18 protein-coding genes are annotated in these 18,984 nt (G+C 37.5%); 9 read left to right on the forward strand and 9 right to left on the reverse strand.

Annotated features, from left to right (window positions below):
- The first annotated feature begins 139 nt into the window (after positions 1 to 139).
- Both FJR06_RS12210 and FJR06_RS12215 read left to right on the forward strand, forming a co-directional pair.
- On the forward strand, positions 140 to 1,309 hold the full coding sequence (locus FJR06_RS12210; RefSeq protein WP_015080121.1) for a sugar phosphate nucleotidyltransferase: 1,170 nt from the start codon (positions 140 to 142) through the stop codon (positions 1,307 to 1,309).
- 11 nt (positions 1,310 to 1,320) lie between these two features.
- Positions 1,321 to 1,470 carry a hypothetical protein gene (locus FJR06_RS12215; RefSeq protein ID WP_168651518.1) on the forward strand — a complete coding sequence of 50 codons (150 nt, stop codon included), beginning with the start codon at positions 1,321 to 1,323 and terminating at the stop codon, positions 1,468 to 1,470.
- 17 nt (positions 1,471 to 1,487) lie between these two features.
- On the opposite strand, the gene speA is transcribed toward FJR06_RS12215, so the two are convergent.
- Positions 1,488 to 3,500, reverse strand: a complete 2,013-nt coding sequence (gene speA / locus FJR06_RS12220; protein ID WP_015080122.1) for a biosynthetic arginine decarboxylase — start codon at positions 3,498 to 3,500, stop codon at positions 1,488 to 1,490.
- Positions 3,501 to 4,027: 527 nt separating this feature from the next.
- Here speA and ndk point away from each other — a divergent pair.
- Positions 4,028 to 4,477: a nucleoside-diphosphate kinase gene (gene ndk / locus FJR06_RS12225; RefSeq protein WP_015080124.1), complete on the forward strand. Its 450-nt coding sequence runs from the start codon at positions 4,028 to 4,030 to the stop codon at positions 4,475 to 4,477.
- Between the two features lie 69 nt (positions 4,478 to 4,546).
- Here ndk and FJR06_RS12230 read toward each other — a convergent pair whose 3' ends face one another.
- On the reverse strand, positions 4,547 to 5,269 hold the full coding sequence (locus tag FJR06_RS12230; protein ID WP_015080125.1) for a TerC family protein: 723 nt from the start codon (positions 5,267 to 5,269) through the stop codon (positions 4,547 to 4,549).
- Positions 5,270 to 5,932: 663 nt separating this feature from the next.
- Between FJR06_RS12230 and FJR06_RS12235 the strand changes: the two genes are divergently transcribed.
- Positions 5,933 to 6,127, forward strand: a complete 195-nt coding sequence (locus FJR06_RS12235) for a DUF2811 domain-containing protein (protein ID WP_015080126.1) — start codon at positions 5,933 to 5,935, stop codon at positions 6,125 to 6,127.
- A gap of 142 nt (positions 6,128 to 6,269) precedes the next feature.
- Here FJR06_RS12235 and FJR06_RS12240 read toward each other — a convergent pair whose 3' ends face one another.
- Positions 6,270 to 6,968 (reverse strand): response regulator transcription factor, encoded by a 699-nt coding sequence (locus FJR06_RS12240; protein WP_015080127.1) that lies wholly within the window; start codon positions 6,966 to 6,968, stop codon positions 6,270 to 6,272.
- Between the two features lie 189 nt (positions 6,969 to 7,157).
- On the opposite strand from FJR06_RS12240, the gene FJR06_RS24705 reads away from it, so the two are divergent.
- The gene (locus tag FJR06_RS24705) at positions 7,158 to 7,280 is read left to right on the forward strand and encodes a hypothetical protein (protein WP_256369498.1); all 123 of its coding nucleotides are present in this window, start codon (positions 7,158 to 7,160) and stop codon (positions 7,278 to 7,280) included.
- 126 nt (positions 7,281 to 7,406) lie between these two features.
- Entirely contained in the window at positions 7,407 to 8,030 is a 624-nt protein-coding gene (locus tag FJR06_RS12245) for a CPP1-like family protein (RefSeq protein WP_015080128.1), read from the forward strand.
- Positions 8,031 to 8,071: 41 nt separating this feature from the next.
- Here FJR06_RS12245 and FJR06_RS12250 read toward each other — a convergent pair whose 3' ends face one another.
- From FJR06_RS12250 to FJR06_RS12275, 6 genes are all read right to left on the reverse strand, one after another.
- Positions 8,072 to 8,752 carry an HAD family hydrolase gene (locus tag FJR06_RS12250; RefSeq protein ID WP_168651519.1) on the reverse strand — a complete coding sequence of 227 codons (681 nt, stop codon included), beginning with the start codon at positions 8,750 to 8,752 and terminating at the stop codon, positions 8,072 to 8,074.
- 56 nt (positions 8,753 to 8,808) lie between these two features.
- Complete coding sequence (sbcC, locus tag FJR06_RS12255) at positions 8,809 to 11,835, reverse strand: exonuclease subunit SbcC (protein WP_168651520.1); 3,027 nt, start codon at positions 11,833 to 11,835, stop codon at positions 8,809 to 8,811.
- A 245-nt stretch (positions 11,836 to 12,080) separates the two neighbouring features.
- Positions 12,081 to 12,635, reverse strand: a complete 555-nt coding sequence (locus tag FJR06_RS12260; RefSeq protein ID WP_168651521.1) for a hypothetical protein — start codon at positions 12,633 to 12,635, stop codon at positions 12,081 to 12,083.
- 15 nt (positions 12,636 to 12,650) lie between these two features.
- Positions 12,651 to 13,028, reverse strand: coding sequence for a hypothetical protein (locus tag FJR06_RS12265; RefSeq protein WP_168632720.1), 378 nt, complete (start codon positions 13,026 to 13,028; stop codon positions 12,651 to 12,653).
- Between the two features lie 117 nt (positions 13,029 to 13,145).
- The gene (locus FJR06_RS12270) at positions 13,146 to 16,280 is read right to left on the reverse strand and encodes an ATP-binding protein (RefSeq protein ID WP_168651522.1); all 3,135 of its coding nucleotides are present in this window, start codon (positions 16,278 to 16,280) and stop codon (positions 13,146 to 13,148) included.
- Positions 16,281 to 16,290: 10 nt separating this feature from the next.
- Positions 16,291 to 17,436, reverse strand: a complete 1,146-nt coding sequence (locus FJR06_RS12275) for a hypothetical protein (RefSeq protein WP_168651523.1) — start codon at positions 17,434 to 17,436, stop codon at positions 16,291 to 16,293.
- Between the two features lie 240 nt (positions 17,437 to 17,676).
- Here FJR06_RS12275 and FJR06_RS12280 point away from each other — a divergent pair, with 240 nt between their 5' ends.
- The 3 genes from FJR06_RS12280 (at position 17,677) to FJR06_RS12290 (ending at position 18,851) form a co-directional block, all read left to right on the forward strand.
- Entirely contained in the window at positions 17,677 to 17,907 is a 231-nt protein-coding gene (locus FJR06_RS12280; RefSeq protein WP_015080135.1) for a type II toxin-antitoxin system Phd/YefM family antitoxin, read from the forward strand.
- A 1-nt stretch (position 17,908) separates the two neighbouring features.
- Entirely contained in the window at positions 17,909 to 18,073 is a 165-nt protein-coding gene (locus FJR06_RS12285; protein WP_168651524.1) for a type II toxin-antitoxin system VapC family toxin, read from the forward strand.
- Positions 18,074 to 18,167: 94 nt separating this feature from the next.
- Positions 18,168 to 18,851, forward strand: coding sequence for a conjugal transfer protein TrbI (locus tag FJR06_RS12290; RefSeq protein ID WP_168651525.1), 684 nt, complete (start codon positions 18,168 to 18,170; stop codon positions 18,849 to 18,851).
- Positions 18,852 to 18,984 lie beyond the last annotated feature (133 nt).

The raw sequence follows: 18,984 nt of genomic DNA on the forward strand, positions 1-18,984 counted from the left end.
ATCTTCCAAATGCTTCGCCCCTACTAACAACTGTACGGGCGAAGCATTTGGAGAACTATTTTTGGCAATGACCGATAATTCATCTTCCAAATGCTTCGCCCCTACTAACAACTAACAACTGACTAAGGAATAAAATTTTATGAAAGCGATGATTCTTGCAGCGGGAAAGGGTACTCGTATCCGTCCCATCACATATACAATTCCCAAACCCATGATTCCTATTCTGCAAAAGCCAGTTATGGAATTTTTACTGGAGTTATTACGTCAACATGGATTTGACGAAATTATGGTCAATGTTAGCCATTTGGCGGAAGAAATAGAAAGTTATTTCCGTGATGGTCAGCGGTTTGGAGTGCAGATTGCCTATTCTTTTGAAGGTAAAATTGATGATGATGGTAAACTCGTCGGCGAAGCTATCGGTTCAGCCGGGGGTATGCGGCGGATTCAAGACTTCTCACCATTTTTTGATGACACATTTGTAGTGTTATGTGGTGATGCTTTAATTGATTTAGATTTAACTGCGGCGGTAAAGTGGCATAAATCCAAAGGGGCGATCGCTACTATCATCACCAAATCAGTTCCCAAAGAAGAGGTTTCTAGCTACGGTGTGGTGGTTACTGACGAAAATAATCGCGTTCAAGCTTTCCAAGAAAAACCTTCAACAGAAGAAGCCCTTAGCACTAATATCAATACAGGTATTTATATTTTCGAGCCAGAAGTGTTTAAATATATACCCTCTGGAGTGGAATATGACATTGGTAGCCAGTTATTCCCCCAACTTGTAGCAGATAACGCCTCTTTTTATGCTATTCCCATGGATTTTGAATGGGTAGATATTGGTAAAGTTCCCGATTATTGGCGAGCAATTCGTGGTGTTTTATCAGGAGAAATTAAAAATGTCCAAATCCCCGGACATGAAGTTGCTCCCGGTATTTTTACTGGGTTAAATGTATCTGTAAATTGGGATAAAGTTGATATCACTGGACCTGTTTATATTGGGGGAATGACCAAAATCGAAGATGGGGCAAAAATTATTGGACCAGCAATGATTGGTCCAAATTGCTGGATTTGTAGTGGGGCTACTGTAGACAACAGTGTAATTTTTGAATGGTCGCGTTTAGCTCCAGGAGTCCGCTTAGTAGATAAGCTGGTGTTTGGGCGTTACTGTGTAGATAAGACGGGAGCATCTATTGATGTGCAAGCTGCGGCTTTAGATTGGCTAATTACTGATGCTCGGCAAACTCGACCTTCAGAAATACCTTTAGAACACCAAGCGATCGCTGAATTATTAGGAGCAAATGTTAATTAGTTAGTTGTCAGTTGTTCGTTGTCAGTTATTCGTTGTCAGTAGGGGCGAAGCATTTGGAAGATAAATTATCGGTCATTGCCAAAAATAGTTCTCCAAATGCTTCGCCCGTACAGTTGTCAGTTGTCAGTTGTCCGTTATCCGTTGTTTTTTTTGACCACTGACAACTGACAACTGACTATTAACTATTCAAGTAAGTATACCGTTGTAAACTTTGCTCATAAGTTTGTAGTAGTCGCTGAGATTCTGTTATAGTAATGTGCTGTTCTTCTAAAGCTCGCTCACACCGTTGGCGAATATTTTCTATCATGTCCTCAGCATCATACTGGACGTAGCTCAGAACTTCACTCATGGTATCGCCCTTGACAACGTGTTCAATTTGATAACCTTTGGGTGTTAAATTAATGTGAACAGCGTTAGTGTCACCAAAAAGATTATGTAAATTCCCCATAATTTCCTGGTACGCTCCATTCAGGAACATTCCCAGATAATAAGGTTTTCCCGGCTCAAATTCGTGCAGTTCTAACACTGATTTGACATCTCGCAAATCTATGAAGCGGTCTATTTTCCCATCACTATCACAGGTTAGATCCGCTAAAATTCCTCTCCGGGTTGGTTCTTCATCCAGCCGATGTATAGGCATAATGGGAAATAGTTGATCTATCGCCCAACAGTCCGGTGCTGATTGAAACACGGAAAGATTGATATAGTAAATGGAAGCCATGATTTTTTCTAGGTCTTCCAACTCATCAGGTACGTATTCTTCCTGACGGATGAGAGTTAAAACTTTTTGACAACAAGCCCAGTAAAGACGCTCGGCTTTAGCGCGTTCCTTGAGGCGCAAAATTCCTAAGTTAAAACGACTGATGGCTTCCTCTTTGAATTGAGCCGCATCGTGATAGAACTCTTGGTAATTTTCTTTGTTGATGGATTGGTAGGTTTCCCAGAGATATTTAATGATTGGGGATTCTCCCTCTTGGTGAGGAGAAGGGGGATTAAGGGGGACATCGCTGGTGCTGAGAACATCAAAGATTAAAACCGATTGGTGGGAAGAAATCGCCCGGCCACTTTCACTCACTAATGTTGGTACGGGAATATGCTTTTCATCACAGGTATCTTTTAACTCTGCCACGATGTCGTTAGCATAGTTTTGCATATTGTAGTTTTTCGAGGTGTAGAAGTTGGTTTGAGAGCCGTCGTAATCTACACCCAAGCCACCACCAACGTCTAAATATTTCATATCTGCCCCCAGCATGGCCAACTCCACATAAATGCGGCTGGCTTCTTGGATGGCATCTTTAATGACATTGATAGCAGAGATTTGAGAACCAATGTGAAAGTGTAATAACTGCAAAGAACCGAGTAAGTCGGCTGCACCTAATTTTTCCACAGCTTCCATAATTTCGGGAATTGTCAGGCCAAACTTAGCGCGATCGCCTGTGGAAGTTCCCCAACGCCCCATTCCCTGGGTACTTAATTTCGCTCTTACTCCCAAGATGGGTTTAATGCCTAATTGACGGCTGACCGCAATGGCCAAATCTACCTCTTCAATTTGCTCTAGGACGATCACTGGTGTTTGTCCTAGTTTCTGGGCTAACATCGCTGTTTCGATGTATTCCTGGTCTTTGTAGCCGTTGCAAATTAACAATGCGCCTGGCGTATCCAACAAGGCTAGAGCAATCATTAATTCTGGCTTAGAACCTGCTTCTAAACCAAATTGATGGGGTTTACCAAATCTCACTAAATCTTCGATCAGGTGGCGTTGTTGATTGCACTTAACGGGAAATACTCCCCGATATACCCCAGGATAGTTATAGCGAGCGATCGCTTTGGCAAAACAAGCATTTAATCGCTCAATTCGGTCTTCCAAAATATCGGAAAAGCGAATTAACATAGGTAGCCCCAAATTACGCTGCTTTAAAGCATTTACCAACTCGAACAAGTCTAATGACCCACCACGTTCACCCTTGGGGGAGACAGTCACATGACCAGCCGCATTAATCGAAAAATAAGGCTTTCCCCAACCTTCAATCCGGTACAGGTCTTCACTGTTCTCAATTTTCCAAGGTAGAGGTAAATCTCCCGTAATTGGACTAGGGACTAGTAGTTGCTTCTGTTTTTGGCGTTTCAATTCAGCTTTATGCCCATTAGACGGCATTTTCACAATTTCATCAGCGGTTGACTCGACACCCATTTCTTCCTGACCTCTGTGTTTGCCTACGAAAATAATAATTTAACAAAATAGTCTGGTAAGGGATATACAACTAGAAATAATTTCTGATTAAGAATTAGTAATTAGGGGCTGCTGAATAAACCTAGAACTGAGATATATCAAGAGTTTGAAGGTAAAAAAGGTGAATCAGGTGCAAGGAATAAGGGTTGAAATCAGCAAAAACCTATCACTTGACCAGATTCAATACTATTCTTCTCTTCTTCTAATTCTTCCTCCTGACTCCTGACTCCTGACTCCTGACTCCTAGCCCTCACAGACAACTTTTTCAGCACCCCCTAATTATAAATATCGTCATTACCATGCTGCGCTACCCGTAGAGGGGTAACTAAGCCTTGCTGCGTCTTTACTAGCCAGAAAAGAAGACAATTTTTTTCTTGTTCCCTTATCTCTGCAATTTTTAGGGAATATTCACAAGACTACTAGACAAAAGACATCAATACAACTGACAATTAACCCATCAAAATTTGATTATGTTTTTGGAGACAGATTTGGAACGCACATTTTTAGCAATTAAACCTGACGGTGTACAACGCGGCTTGGTGGGTGAAATTATCCGCCGATTTGAAACTAAGGGCTTTACCCTAGTGGGCTTAAAGTTTATGAAGGTTAGTAAAGAATTAGCGGAAAAACATTATGATGTTCACCGTGAAAGACCTTTTTTCCCTGGTTTAGTGGAATTTATCATTTCTAGTCCAGTGGTAGCCATGGTTTGGGAAGGCGAGGGCGTTGTGGTAGCAGCCAGAAAAATTATTGGCGCAACCAACCCTTTAACAGCAGAACCAGGCACAATTCGCGGCGATTTTGGCGTTAATGTCGGTCGCAACCTCATTCATGGTTCTGATGCTCAAGAAACCGCCCAAACAGAAATTGCGCTGTGGTTTAAGGAAGAGGAATTAGTTGCTTGGCAACCTCATTCCACACCTTGGTTAAATGAGTAATTAGGGATGGGTAATGGGTAATGGGTAATGGGTAATAAAACTGTTACCTGTTACCTGTTCCCTACCTAATTACTTCAAGACTTCGGCTTTTTCCTTTTCTTCTGGAACTAACTCCACAACGGTGCGTTTAGAGAAGCCCCAGGCTAAGATGATACCAATAGCTGTCACCATGAGCCATTGTGGTGGGACTAAATCATCGTTGATGACTTTTAATAACAGACGTAAACCTACAAACGCTACAGTGATGTAACCTGCGTCTTCTAAGTTTGCATATTCATCTAACCAGCGGATAAATAATCCAGCCATGAATCGGAGGGTGACAATACCGATGGTTGTACCAGTGATTACTAACCATGTTTCTTGAGAAACGGCGATCGCTGTGGTTACACTATCCAAGGAAAAGGCTAAATCGGTAAAGGCAATCACGGGTATAGCTTGCCACAGAGATTTAAAACGTGGTCCGTGATGGTGATTGGATTCGTCTTCTTGAGAGCTAAAGTGTTGGAATACTAGCCATAAGAGATAACCAGCGCCCAATAGTTCAAATTGCCAAAATTTTTGTACCCAAGTAGCTGTTAACAATAGGGTGATTCGGAGGACATAAGCAAATACTAAACCAATGTTTAGGGCTTGACCTTCTAGTTTTTTGTCTTCTAGTCCTTGGGCGATCGCAGCGAGGGCGATCGCATTATCAGCCGATAGCACTGCCTCTAAAAACACTAAGATTAGGAGGACTATAGAAGCTTCGACGCTGAAATGAAAATCTAGGTAATTAAATATTTGGTCTAACATTCCAATTTCTCAGGCAAAAATCAATAATTTACAGAATTAGAGCTTAAAAGTTTTTCTTGTAGAAAGCACAACAAATTACTACTTTCATCTATTTTAACTTGCATTTAGCCTAGTTTTAATGAGTAATTTCCGTCACCACTCTAAACTAGATAACTAAAAGTTAGCATACTTATATTCATAAATTGACTTTATCATCTTATTTACCTGATATGTCATATCTTCCTGACATTTTGGTAATTCTTATTATTAACTATTATTTTCCTCATTCATTCCACAGGATTTCCACAGGTAATTTTGTAGTTTTCCACAGATGTTTGACGAGTTAATCAGCTATTGCTGACTTATTGGGGATTGTGAATTTTTCACTACTAACAGGCTTGATAACCGAGTTTTCATGAAGTTATGTAACAAAAATATAGTTATAAGCCTGATTAATTCGTCAAGATTTATTTTTGACTGCTAATTGTTAACATTTCGCAGCATTGACAAATCCACCTGTTGTGAGCGCAAAATGATGAGTCTTAGTTTGATTCCCTTAGGCATCTGCATTTTGTATTTTGGTTTATTTTAATTTCCTTCCCTACTTTCCTCACAGGGGATGAATCAGCCCTCAGTCAAACTGAACACAAGTAACTTCTCTTGATTAATCTACAGGAAAATTTTATGAACACAACAGTTCCTCTCTTTACCGAAATTCCCGAAACATTACAGGAATCCATGAACAACTATCTGCAAAACCATCCTGATTGGGATCAAACCCGCGTATTAACAGCGGCTTTATCGCTATTTTTGCTGCAAAATGGCGAAAGCGATCGCCGAGCGGCTCGTGTTTACTTAGAAACTTTATTTCATCAATAATCCAGATAAATACTGGATTAAATTAATAAACCAACTCTGTTTCTGTTCACAACATTTTGCGTTGATAGCATAAATTTTGCAGCCCTGCTCCCACGCCTTGAAGGCTTGGGAGCGGCGGAAGTTTAGAGATAGTAGTCAAGTTTTAGTTAGAAGTAGCGCATTCAAATTTGTACCCTACACCACGGATAGTGTGAATTAATGTTGATTGAGTCGGATCGATTTCAATTTTCTTACGAATTTGACCAATATGGACATCTACAACCCGTTGATCCCCAACATATTCATAGTCCCAAACTTTTTGGATCAGTTCAGATCGTCGCCAAACTCTAGCTGGATGACTAGCTAAAAAATATAATAAGTCAAATTCCAGAGCAGTTAAGAGAATGGGTTCGCTATTAAGCATTACTTCCCGTCCTATGGAATCAATAGTTAGTTTGTCAAAGATAAGACGTTGCTGTTCTGCATTAGTTACAACCCGCTGCCGCCTTAAAATTGCTGCTACTCTAACTTCTAACTCTCCTAAACCAAATGGCTTAGTGAGATAGTCATCAGCACCTTTAGAAAAACCGCGAATTTTATCCGCTTCGTCTGTCCTGCTAGTCAGTAGTAGCACAAATACACCACTACGACTCTGCATTTCTTGACAGAGGTTAAAACCAATCACATCCGGCAAATTAACATCTAGAATTACTAAATCAGGGTTAAATTGCTCAAACATACTTAGACCAGTCTTACCATCTTCGGCAGACTCAACTTGATAATTTTGTTTCAGTAAAAAGCGTTGGATTAAATTCCGAACCGCAGGATCGTCGTCAATTACAAGAATCTTGGCAGCAGCCATGGCTATTATTTTTTACAGAAGTACATAGAATTAACAAAGATGATTGCGTAAAAACGCAGGTTTTACTTTGGCAGTAATTCAAAATTTACGGGGGATAGGGATGATTATCCTGATTATTTCTATAAACTGTAATTTTTATTGTGAATATTGAAGAGGTAAATCTGCTGGTATAGCAGGAGTTAGGGGAGGATGAAAGTAGTTTCCCGACTTCAGCCCACAGTCCTGAGTATTCAAATTTTCAACAATCTTAAAACCACAATTTTCTTATGTGCGGTTGCCCCGACTCATGCTATTATTGTAGTAGATGGATAAAATTGCCTACTTTCTCTAATGCAGGTAGCTACTTGTCTAATTGTTGTCTTTATTTCTATAAAATCTAAAGTTGTTTTTCTGTAAAATAAAAAGTGCCGCTGATTAAGGCTAAAGTAATAACCTCCCATGAGTGATCAAAGTCCCTACGAGAAACTTGGGGTATCAGAAGATGCAAGCTTCGATGAAATTCAGGATGTTCGGAATCGCCTGTTAGAACGACATGGTGGTGATGGCAATGTCCGAGAAGTTATTGAAGCTGCTTATGATGCGATTCTAATGGAGCGCCTGCGGATGCGCCAAGAAGGTAAAATTAAAGTGCCTGAACGCATCCGGTTTCCAGAAAAGCGAGTTCCATCTTCTCCCCAAACAAGTCAAACCCTTGGTCAGCAGTCTCCTGCATGGCTACAGCGGAGTATAGATCAGCCTACTTTAACTGATGTACTGCTACCAGGAGCTTGGTATCTGGGTTTAAGTGCAACTAGTGTGTTATATCCCGGTGGTAGCGGACAGGTTTTACAACTGTCCTTGGTAGTTGGGGTAGCTATTGGTGTTTACTTCCTCAATCGCAAGGAAGGAAAATTTGGTAGAGCGGTTTTATTCACGTTAGTTAGTTTAATTGCTGGCTTAATCGCTGGCGGTCTAATTGCTGGCTTGATATTACCATCACCATTAATAACTTTGACAGCGAATCAGTTTTCGACGCTGTTGACTTTTATATTGATGTGGTTAGTAAGTAGCTTTTTACGTTAGGTAATGGGTAATTGGTTAATGACCGATTACCCATAATTTTTTTATTGTTTGAGGATAAAATCTACAGCCGTTTTTAAATCGGTCACAATCATATCAGGTTGATAAAATGCTAGTTGACTGCGATCTCGGATACCCGACTCAACTGCAATAATTTTGATATCGTGTTTTTTGGCAGCAGTAATGTCGGCTTCTGTGTCTCCCACCATCCAAGTATCAGCCGCAGGGGGGAGTTCAGCTAAGGCTCTAGCCATTAATAATGGTTTATCTTCGACATCACGAGTTTTTAGATAGTCGTTACTTAGGCAATAACGACGATTTTCTGGGAAAAACTGGCTCAAATTATATTGATTAAAAGCATAGTCTAATTCTCGTACCCGTCGCATTGTCATCACGGCTAAATCAATACCGGCTGCTTGAACTTTGGTGAGTGTTTCTAATGCAGTGGGAACAAGGACATCATACTGGAAATAGGGGAGGGTGTGGACTATTTGTTTACGGATTTGGGAAAATTCTTGCCCTTGTTGGGCATCTAAACCTGATTGTAGAGCAATTTGGAGTTCGGGAGTGTGCGATCGCTTGAGTTGCCAAAATTCGGCTTTAGAAAGTTCTGTAATTGTTTGTTGAGGATATCGGGTTTTCTCTAGACACAATTGATAAACACGGTAATAGCGTTCCGAAACATCCATGATTGGACCGTCAAAGTCAGTAATTAATCTCAGCATGAGCAGATAATTGGATATAGATCCCCGACTTCTCAAAGAAGTCGGGGATCTGGGTATTACATCAATAATTGTAACTGTGAACCTTGCTGATTTTTACTCACTTCAATTCTGGCTTGGAAGGCTTCTTTGAGGTGGGGCATATGGGTTACAGTGAGGATACAGGCAAAATCAGAGGATATGGCGTTAATTGCCGCAATTAAGCGATCGCATCCTTCCCCATCTTGAGTCCCAAAACCTTCATCTATTACTAATAATTGTAATGAGGCTCCTGCCCTTTGTGCCAATAATTTTGCCAAAGCTAAACGAATGGCAAAGTTAATTCTAAAAGCTTCTCCTCCTGAATAAGTTTCATAGGATCTCGTTCCTCTGGAATCAGCAATTAAAATATCTAATGTATCTATTAATTTAGCATTTTTCTTACTAGATTTACCACTGCGTCCCGCTTTTTGGGTGATAAATTGGACGTGAAATTGATTCGCACTCAATCGAGAAAGTAATTGATTAGCTTCTGCTTCCAGTTGGGGTAAAATATTTTCAATCATTAAAGCTTGAATCCCATTTTTGCCAAAAGCTTGAGCTAATTCTTGATAAACACGCTGTTGTTGTTTACAAATTTGCACCTGTTGGATATCTTGTTCATATTGATTTTGCAAAGTTTCTAATTGCAGAGACATTTGTTTTAATTGTCCCAACTGAGATATTTTATGATCTAGTTCCCGTCTCCGGTTTGCTAATTGTTGTTCTAAAGCATTAATTTGGGCTGTTGGGTTCGCACTGTCGGTTAATTGTTTAACCATATTATCAATTTGTTGAGTTAATATTTCTCGTTCTTTGAATATTCTTTGCAATGAATCTTCCAAATCTTGACTTTTATTACTTAATTGAGGATATTGTGCTTGTGCTGATAATAATTGTTGATGACGTAATTGCCAACCTTGCCCTTGTCGCACACCTTGACGCAGATAATTATGCTGTTCTGAACTATAGCCAATTTCGGCAATTTGCTGTTCTAAATTAGCGATTTCTTTCGCACAATCAGAATCAGTTTGTCCTTGTTGCAGTTGCAATTGTAATTGAGCAATATTCGCTGTTAATTCTGGTTTTCTAGCTATTAGTTGTCCTTGACGTTTTAAGGCATCCTTAATTTGTCCTTGTTTAATTTCTGCCCAACGTAATTTATCCACATCACTACGGGCAAGAACGTGGTCTTGTTCACTATAATTAAGTTGCTGGAGATATTGATCTAATTGCTGAATTTCTATTTGTTTTTCTGGTGCATAATCACCGGTTTCTAAGGAATTTTCTAAATGTTGTTTTTCAGAAATAATTTGCAGTAACTGTTGTTGAACATCACTTGTAGCTTCTAACTGTGCTGCTAATTGTCCCCGTTTTTCTCGCAATGAATCATAACCTGATAACTTTTGGTCTATTTCTCGATATTCTTGTCTGAGTACCTGAATTTCCCGATCTGAAACCGCTATTTGTTCCCGCACTACCCAAAATTGTCCTTGGGTATCTTCATATTCTAATTGAGTTTTTTCGATAACTTTACTCCAATGATGTTCGTCTAGAGGACGTTCACATAAAGGACAACTAGCATCGGGATTTTGTAACATTTGCAATTTTTGTTCTAGTTCCCCCAATAACCTTTCATAATCTCCTTGATGAGCTTGTAAACGCTCCAGAAAATGTCGTCTTTCCTGTCCTTTTTCCTTGACTCTTTGGAGATAAACTCGCTTTTTATCTAATTCTTCAATTTGCGTTCCTATCTCTATTACTGCTTGTTGTAATTGGGGTTGACGATGGTGTTGATTTTGTAATTGTTTTTCTGTGGCTTGCATTTGCTCCAATCGCGCTACTAGACTAGCATGAGTGCGATCTAATTGACTTTGCAAACTGGCTCTTTGTTGTAATAATGGTGTTACCTGCATTTGCAATTGATCTAAGTTAGTCAAATGCTGACGAGCGGTATTTAATTGTAATATAGCTGTTTCGATATCCCCAGATTTACTCAAGGTTTGGGAAATTTCTTGTTCTTGTTGTTCTAAAGCTGCTAATTGAGCTTCAGCTTGTTGTAATTGACGTTCTAAATCTTGAGTTTGTTTATATAACTGTTGTTGTTTTTGTTGTTTTAAATTGGTAGCGCAGGTATGTTGTTCAAATTTAGCTGCAAAAATTTCTTCTTGAGATTGCAGACTTTGATATTGAGCATAACCAGCTTGAATATCAACTTGTTGATTGATAATCTTTTCTAAATCTGTTAATTGGGATTTTACGGATATTTGTTCTTGTTGTAAGCGATCGCTATCTTGGTTCAGATTATCATATCGTTGCCGCACAAAATTTAATTGTTGTTCCCAACTTTGTCTTTGATGTTGGATAACTTGTAAACTTTGTAATTGAATATTTTCAAAAGCTTGCACTTGTTGTAAATTATTCAATTGCGCTTCTAACTCAGCGCGTTGAGTTTCCGTTGTTTCCCGTTGTTGGAGTTGAATTTTAATATTCGCTAAAGAATTTTCTAAATCTTCTCCTCGGATTCTATAAAGTTTAGATTTATCCTTAGCGCGTTCTTCTAACTCATCATACTGATTTAGTTTTAATAACTCCGCCAAAATTTCCTTGCGTTCAGCAGGACGTTTGAGCATAAATTCATCGGCTTTCCCCTGACGCAAATAAGCTGAATTAATAAAAGTCTCATAATCTAGCTTAATATGTTCGAGAATGACATCCTGAGTGGCTTTTAATCCCTTACCCGTCAAAGGACGAAACCCAGCAGGAGTTTCAATTTGAAATTCCAAAATACTAGTTCCACCTCTTACCCGGTTGCGAATTACCCGATAAGTTTGCAGACCACTTTGGAAAGTGAAATCAATTCGGACTTCTTGTGCGCCAGAATGAATCACATCATCCTCAATAGTAGCACGGCTTTCACCCCAAATTGCCCAAGTGATAGCTTCTAAAAGGGAAGATTTCCCCGCACCATTAGAACCACAAATACACGCCGTATGCAAGCCGCTAAAATCTAAAGCTGCGTCACGGTAACTAAGAAAGTTTTTGATGATAAGTTGGACTGGGATCATTCAGGCTATAGTGCCACATTTACAATTTTGATTGTTAACAGTACAGATGCACTTAGTTTTTAGTTTAGTCATGTAATTAGCAGGTTTCTAGTCTTGAAGACATCAATTTTACAAAAATTTACAATAGGAAGATGATTTTTTAAATGTAATGTGATTTTCTGATTCTGAAGATGTAATTTTTGTTACATTTATTTAGAAGCGTTGCACAAGTGCTGACTTATTGGTTTTATATTTGATGTTATGATTTATTTCAATATCCCTATTGATTGCAAAGTGCTAAGTAACTGAGAAATGCCTTGTGCAGCTAATCCAACACCAGCAGCTAAAGCACCTGCTACTTCAATAATTTTTAGGAAACTGACAGATTTATCTTTTGCATCATCTAAATCATCTTTTCCAGTTTGAATTTCAAATTTAATATCATTAACTATATGATCATTTTTATGCTTAAAAGAATCAACTGCATTCTCCATTTTTTCAATCCGTTGTCCTTGTGTATTCATAAGTTTTTTGATATTTTCTAACTTACCATCCATTTGTGTTTTAACTTCACCAATATTTTCTTGACACTCTTCTACATTAGTTTCACGAGTTTGAACTGCTCTTTCTACCGTAGCAATCATTTTATTGTCTGCATTTGCATAAACTCCTGGTTGACTTTTTAACATTTTCAGTCTTTCCTGTAGACTTTCTATGTCTTCCTGATACTCTTTTTGTGATTCTCCCAGAGTTTCAATTTGTTTACCATAGTCTTTAACTTCTCTTTCTAAATCCTGGCGATCATTATATTCTTGTGACATGATTCTTAACCTCTTTTATTTCTTAATTTTGACAAACATATCTTGTAAATCTGCCAAATCTATGCTATTTACAAAATCTATCATAATTTGGCAATCATGGGCAATATTTTTCAATTGTTCCGCTTCAGGATTGATGATAAAATGTAACTGTGCTTTAGCAATGAATTTTGATAAATCCTGAAATTTACATACAATTATCTTTTGTTCTTGCTGCATTGAAGCAATAGTTTTGAATAGTGAACTTCCAGATTTTTCTAATTCAGCAAACCAGTCAGGTGCTAAAATTAGTTCTTCATATATTTTCAGTAATTGCAAATAAGCATGATTGAACTTTATAGCTTGATTTGCTAAAGTTTCGTAAGATAAAACCAGATTTTTAACTGCTATATCCAAAATAATTTTCTCCTATTTATTGTAGCTTGGGTTGAGGAACGAAACCCAACATTTACGAATGTAACGTATACACAATGTTGGGTTTCCTTGCGTCAACCCAACCTACAGTTATTGTACTCATATTTGTAAATCATGTTTAACTTTATTAATTTTCGCTTGCTGAATAGCTAAACTCAACACCTCCGTTAACTTATCTTGTAATTCTTGTTTTTCATTTTGCAGACGTTTTAAAGTGTCTTTTAAAGATGATTCCTCAACATCAGTAATGCGTCTTTGTTCATAAGCAAGATTATCTGCTAATTTTTGAATATCCGCAACCTGTGATTCTCTATTTAAAACCTGGGCTAAATTGATTATCTGTTGTTGAGTATTTTTAATCTGACGAGATAATTTTTGCCAAAGTTGTTGATAATGACTACGACGAATCTGATTATTTTTATCCAACACCTTTTGATAGAATTGATCAAATATTCCCAATTTAACATTTACCAAAGATTGTAACTCTACCAAATCCGTTAAAGTTAAATTAGCAGCAAGTTGTAAATACTTCAAACTGCGGATATTATTAGCATCAATGCGTCTATCTATTTGTAGTGATAATTCATCAGGAACAGGGTTTAAATCAAAACGTAACTCTCCAGCTAAACGATGAAAGATTTCCTGTTTTATATTTGATAACAAAATTTGTAATTCTGTACAATCTTGAGAAACTTGTTTTAACTCCTCCCGAATATCAGTTAAACTTTGATTGTGTTCTTTATACAAACGTTGATATTCTTGTAAAGCAGTGGATAGTAAAGTTTGCTGACCTTGAATATACCAAGGACGGGATTTAATCACATCTTTAATTTTATCATTAGTAATCGAACTTTCTACCCCTAACTTTTCCTTAGCACTATTTTCATAAGGAATTTTTACCGGGTGGGGACGATACCAACCTTCCATATATAAAAAAGATTCACCAGGTTGTAAACGCGCAATTTCTTCCATTTGTGATTGGTCTAAAAGCATCCCTTGACCTATATCTTTTCTATCATCTGCTGACACCAAACGATGAGCAATTTTCACATTTGTATTTTTGACAACCTCTGCTGCTACTCCTGTTGGTAATTGGTCAGCAATAATAATAGATTCTCTCAAAGCCCGCATTTCTGCTAACATTCTAGTGACATAATTTGCGGCTTCTTGTTTTGTATTTGCATCTTCACCAGAGGAAGTTCCTAAATTTCTCCCGACTAAATTATGCGCTTCTTCTAATAATAAAATATGTTCAGGATTTCCGGCTTTTTCTGTCCGTTGACGTTTGATATATTCCCGAATTTTAGTTAGCAACAAGAAGGTCATCAAATTTGCTTGGTCTTGGTTCAAATAATCTAATTCTAAAATTGTGGGATATTTTAATAAATCAGCAATTGTGGGACTACTGCGTTGAGTATTTAACATCGCACCCACACCACGTTTTAATAAACTCCCAATTCTCACTTCTAAAGCTGTTTTCAGGTTAGATTTTACCTCACCTGCGTAATCTTTGGTTTCAAATAAAGCGGTGATTTTATCATATAAATCCCGCATGGTGGGAATTTGTAAATTTTCTGGTGTTCCTTCTTCGCTTCCCGTCCATTCCCGATCATAATATATTTCTTCCAATGCTTCGGAAAGCAAAGCAGGTAAGGGACCAGAAAGAGGTAACGCACCCCGAAAAGATGCTTCTAAATTAGAAATATGTTCATAAAAAGGAACTCCTTGGGAAACTTCAAAGGGATTAAATCGAAAAGGAGAAATTAAATCATTTCCTAATGTGTAAACTCGTAATTGTTGGGTGAGGATTTTTAAAGATTTGAGAAATTCGATATCAGCGCGAGTAAATTTACTCAGATTAGGATTGATAGCCAAAAGTGAACGATATTCAGTTTTCGCAGGTTCAAATACTAAAAATGGGATTCCATGACTCCACAACTGAGTTAGTAAATTAAAAGCTGTGGTGGTTTTTCCACTTCCAGGAACACCACAAATAAAAGCGTGTTTATTCAGTTGTTTTAATTCTATTTGTATTTTGTTTTCTTCACCTCGGTTAATTTCATAACCACCAAAATCAATCCATTGTTTATCTTGACCTAAACTGGTAATATCATTTTCTTGACTAATTCCCGCTACAGGTGCATCACTGGGAACTACAATGCGAAATAAACCACTAATTTCATTTAATGTTGCATAGCGGTGTAAAGGTTTTAAATCTAAGACGCGCACACTACCTTTACCTGTGATTGAATCACCTCCAAATTCTGCTTCTCCTAATCCTTTATCCCATTCTTCCCAGTGGGTAGAAGTGGAAAGTTTTCCTAATTGAGTAGCTGCGAGACTGTCTGTAAATGTGGGATGATTGGGAGTGAGAATAATAGTCCGGTAGCGGCTTTTTTTAGTTCCACTTAATAATAATGTTCCTAAAACGCTGCGAACTGCTAACTCATTTTTTCCCAAAACTTTGAAGCTATAACGAAATAAGCTTTCTGTGAGATAGGAAGATTGATATTTTTCGTAAATCCGAGAGACTAATTGTGCATTTCTGTCTCCTTCTTTAGCGGAACTTAAACTAGAACCACTACTAGCTTGTCTGAGTTGAGATAACATTTGATCTAAGGCGTTTATCCAATTAGATTTTTCTTGTAATGTGGTGGTATCTGGTTGAAAAGTTATTTCCAACATCAGGGGACTATTGAAACGAGAAATAACTTGACAAACTACTAACATATCGTTAGCTTCATCTGCTTCTAATTGCAGTGGTACATAATAATTTGGTAATCCTTTTGTTTTCAAAGACGCTAAGGAATCTTTAGGACGAGTGCTGATAATTTCTTCATGTTTTATTGCTTCACCAATACAATTTACCCAACTGAGATTTTGAATTTGGGGAACTTCTGTTTGTAATTCAATTTTATAAAATTGGTTGAGAAATCCATCTGTGATGATTTTTTTAATATCTTCAGCTATTTGAGTTTCGGTATCAGGTGAAATAGGTTGTGATTGACTGACGACTAAATAAATACCCAGTCGTTTATCGAAGGGTAAACCAGGTGTATAGCGATAGCGTATGGAAAAGGTGAGGTTATAAACTCTACCAATATCGCTGAGGAGGAGTAAGAAGTCTTTTTGACTGCTAAGGACTTTTTGACGTACTCCTTGTCCATATTGGGAGGTGTATTTTTGTGATTTTAAATCGGGGAGTTGGGGTATTTGGAATATGAGGGGGAACATGGTTAAATAATTAAATTGATAATAGATTTAATATCTTTTGTTCTTCATCATTCAGTCTATAGAGTTCATCTGTTTTTTGATTTTCTGCTTCTTCAATATTTTTTTTGACAGATTTTATTTTTCTTTCAAATATTTTAATAGGTATGATTGCAAATATACCACCAGGAACAAATGAAAGTAGTATACTGAATAACAACTCATTTTTATGACTTTCCCTAACATATAGTATTGGAGAAACAAAACAAAGTAGTAAGTAAACTATAGGTGCGAATAAATATTCTAAGCTTAGATATATTATATTCTGAAACACCGAAAAAATAATGGCAATTAAAGAAACCGAAATAGTGATATATGAAGGAGCAAAAATGGATATTGATTTTGCTGATTTAGCTTTTTCAAGACTTGCTTTTTCTTTTGCAATCTTGTCATCTATAGCAGCTAATTGATTTTCCTTATAATCTTTATAAAACTTAGTCACCTCACCTGATAATCTAGATGATTTATCACGTAAGGACTGTACATAGTCATGATCATTTAAAATATTTAAAGCCTGTACATAATCATTTAAAATGAAATCATATTCATCATCATTCACTATATTTACAGAGGGAATATCCTTAAAATTATTATTTACAATTACCCTGTCATATACATCATAATTAATAGATTTAATTTGCTCTAATTGTCTATCAAGGTTAGATTTTAAATCTCGTACTTCATTGTATTTAGCATAGAATAAACCTTTCTCTTTCAATTTATCTCGTGTTATTCTATCAGCAATCTTTTTAGGATCTTCCCTGAAATATCGAGATAGAGCAATAAAATCAAACCCCAAATTTACAACAGTCTTAGCAGCAGACAAGCGAATTGAATCTGTTTCTCCTGACTGCGCTTTCTCACTTAAAATTGCTAATAAATCTTCACTTTGCTTTAATCTTTCCCTAGTGTCTGCATCTTTAATCTTGCCAAAAGTGTAAATAGTTAAAACTATTAACGGTTCTAATATAACTCCTCTTAATATTTCTACAAAAGCCTCAACAGGTGGATCATAACTTGTTGCTAATGCTTCAAATAAATCAATTTGTTCACCTGCATTTTGACATTTATGAAAAGCGGTAATGATTTCAGCAGTAGTTTTGAGACTTGAGTAATCCATACTGGTGGTAGATGTGATGAGTAACTAGCATTTAGAATAGCACAGGAATAAACGTGAGTATACAGTGCTTATACTTAATTAACAATTGTCCAGATCCCCGACTTCTCCAAGAAGTCGGGGATCTAATTTCACTGTCTGAATCAGGATGTCCAGGATTTAAGGATTTACAGGATTAACTGTTATCTAATATTCAGAATAGAATGAAATATATACGCCCAATTTTCATCCCCACAACCCACTATGACACAAATCACCATTTCCGAACTCCCCCAAACCCTTCAGACTCTAATTAACGAAGCTAAAAAAACAGGTGAACCCCTGACAATTACAGAAAATGGTATTCCTCTGGCGATTATTTCTCCTATTAAGAAAAAATCCCTTCTCGAAGTCTTTGCTAACCTTGAGGATATTGATGAAGAATTTCCCAATGTTGACGAAGGGTTATTACCACTAGATGAAATAGAGCTTTAAAATGTCTTACTCTTACTTACTCGATACCAATACATTATCGGACTTTATTAAACATCCAACAGGTAAAATATTTTCTAAAATTCAAGAAGTTGGAGAAGAAAACATTTGTACCAGTATTATTGTTGCTTGTGAATTACGATTGGGGGCAGAAAAAAAGAAAACGTAAGTAAGCAGCGCTTATGCTTAATTAACAATTGTCCAGAAACTATCTTAGTTAATCCACGTCATCCCACATATCACATATTATTGGCAATCTTATCATGAGTCGTTCTACCCGTTGGCAATCTCGCACCGCTGCACTCATGGCCATAGCCATTACCACAGGTGCAGCTATCCCCTTACTGTCCTTGAGTCCTGTTCTGGCACAAGGATACAATCTCAATCAATCGCGGACAATTAGTATTCCCGCTAATGTAACTTTACCTGTTACCTACGACAAGGAAAAAGTTATTGTCAAACCGGGTGAAACATTAGCCCTAACTCTGAAAATAGCTGACAATGTTACTGATAGCAACAGAAATATTTTAATTCCTGCCAATACTGAAGTGATTGGTGAATTACAACCAGTAAGATTAAATACTCGATCTTCTGGGAATAATCAGCAAGGTGTTCGTTTTGTAGCCAGAGAATTAGTATTTCCTTCTGGACAACGACAACAGATTTTTGCTAATTCCCGAACCATAACCAAAACAGAAACAATCTCCAAGGGATCAAGCACTGGACAAGTATTAACTGATGCTGCTATTGGTGCCGGTGCAGCTAGTGTGATTTCCCTAATTACAGGTAACAAGAAAATTGAAGTTTTAGAGCCTGTGGGTGGTGCAGCAGCGGGTGCTTTAGCTAGTGTACTATTGCGGAAACAAAAAGCTGATGTTTTTGTCCTCAGACCAGAACAAGATTTAGCTATTACCCTGACTTCAAATTTGGTGATCACTCGTCAATAGAGTTAAGTAGGTTAGCATTGAAAATCGTCGTTATGGCACTAGGCAAGAGGCAAGAGGCAAGAGGCAAGAGTGAAGAGGGTTTGGGCGATTTTACTTTTCGTTACATATTACTCTTCGAGAAGCCGCTTCGCGT

It is taken from the genome of Dolichospermum sp. UHCC 0352 (genome assembly GCF_009711925.1).
Taxonomy (GTDB): Bacteria; Cyanobacteriota; Cyanobacteriia; order Cyanobacteriales; family Nostocaceae; genus Dolichospermum; species Dolichospermum lemmermannii.

Excerpts from the sequence above, each read along its gene's own strand:
- FJR06_RS12235 (WP_015080126.1), top strand. The coding sequence starts at position 5,933 with ATGAACACAACAGTTCCTCTCTTTACCGAAATTCCCGAAACATTACAG.
- FJR06_RS24705 (WP_256369498.1), top strand. The coding sequence starts at position 7,158 with ATGAAAGTAGTTTCCCGACTTCAGCCCACAGTCCTGAGTATTCAAATT.
- FJR06_RS12270 (WP_168651522.1), bottom strand. The coding sequence starts at position 16,280 with ATGTTCCCCCTCATATTCCAAATACCCCAACTCCCCGATTTAAAATCA.
- FJR06_RS12275 (WP_168651523.1), bottom strand. The coding sequence starts at position 17,436 with ATGGATTACTCAAGTCTCAAAACTACTGCTGAAATCATTACCGCTTTT.
- FJR06_RS12260 (WP_168651521.1), bottom strand. The coding sequence starts at position 12,635 with ATGTCACAAGAATATAATGATCGCCAGGATTTAGAAAGAGAAGTTAAA.
- FJR06_RS12240 (WP_015080127.1), bottom strand. The coding sequence starts at position 6,968 with ATGGCTGCTGCCAAGATTCTTGTAATTGACGACGATCCTGCGGTTCGG.
- FJR06_RS12210 (WP_015080121.1), top strand. The coding sequence starts at position 140 with ATGAAAGCGATGATTCTTGCAGCGGGAAAGGGTACTCGTATCCGTCCC.
- FJR06_RS12285 (WP_168651524.1), top strand. The coding sequence starts at position 17,909 with ATGTCTTACTCTTACTTACTCGATACCAATACATTATCGGACTTTATT.
- FJR06_RS12245 (WP_015080128.1), top strand. The coding sequence starts at position 7,407 with ATGAGTGATCAAAGTCCCTACGAGAAACTTGGGGTATCAGAAGATGCA.
- speA (WP_015080122.1), bottom strand. The coding sequence starts at position 3,500 with ATGGGTGTCGAGTCAACCGCTGATGAAATTGTGAAAATGCCGTCTAAT.
- FJR06_RS12290 (WP_168651525.1), top strand. The coding sequence starts at position 18,168 with ATGAGTCGTTCTACCCGTTGGCAATCTCGCACCGCTGCACTCATGGCC.
- FJR06_RS12280 (WP_015080135.1), top strand. The coding sequence starts at position 17,677 with ATGACACAAATCACCATTTCCGAACTCCCCCAAACCCTTCAGACTCTA.
- sbcC (WP_168651520.1), bottom strand. The coding sequence starts at position 11,835 with ATGATCCCAGTCCAACTTATCATCAAAAACTTTCTTAGTTACCGTGAC.
- FJR06_RS12250 (WP_168651519.1), bottom strand. The coding sequence starts at position 8,752 with ATGCTGAGATTAATTACTGACTTTGACGGTCCAATCATGGATGTTTCG.
- FJR06_RS12230 (WP_015080125.1), bottom strand. The coding sequence starts at position 5,269 with ATGTTAGACCAAATATTTAATTACCTAGATTTTCATTTCAGCGTCGAA.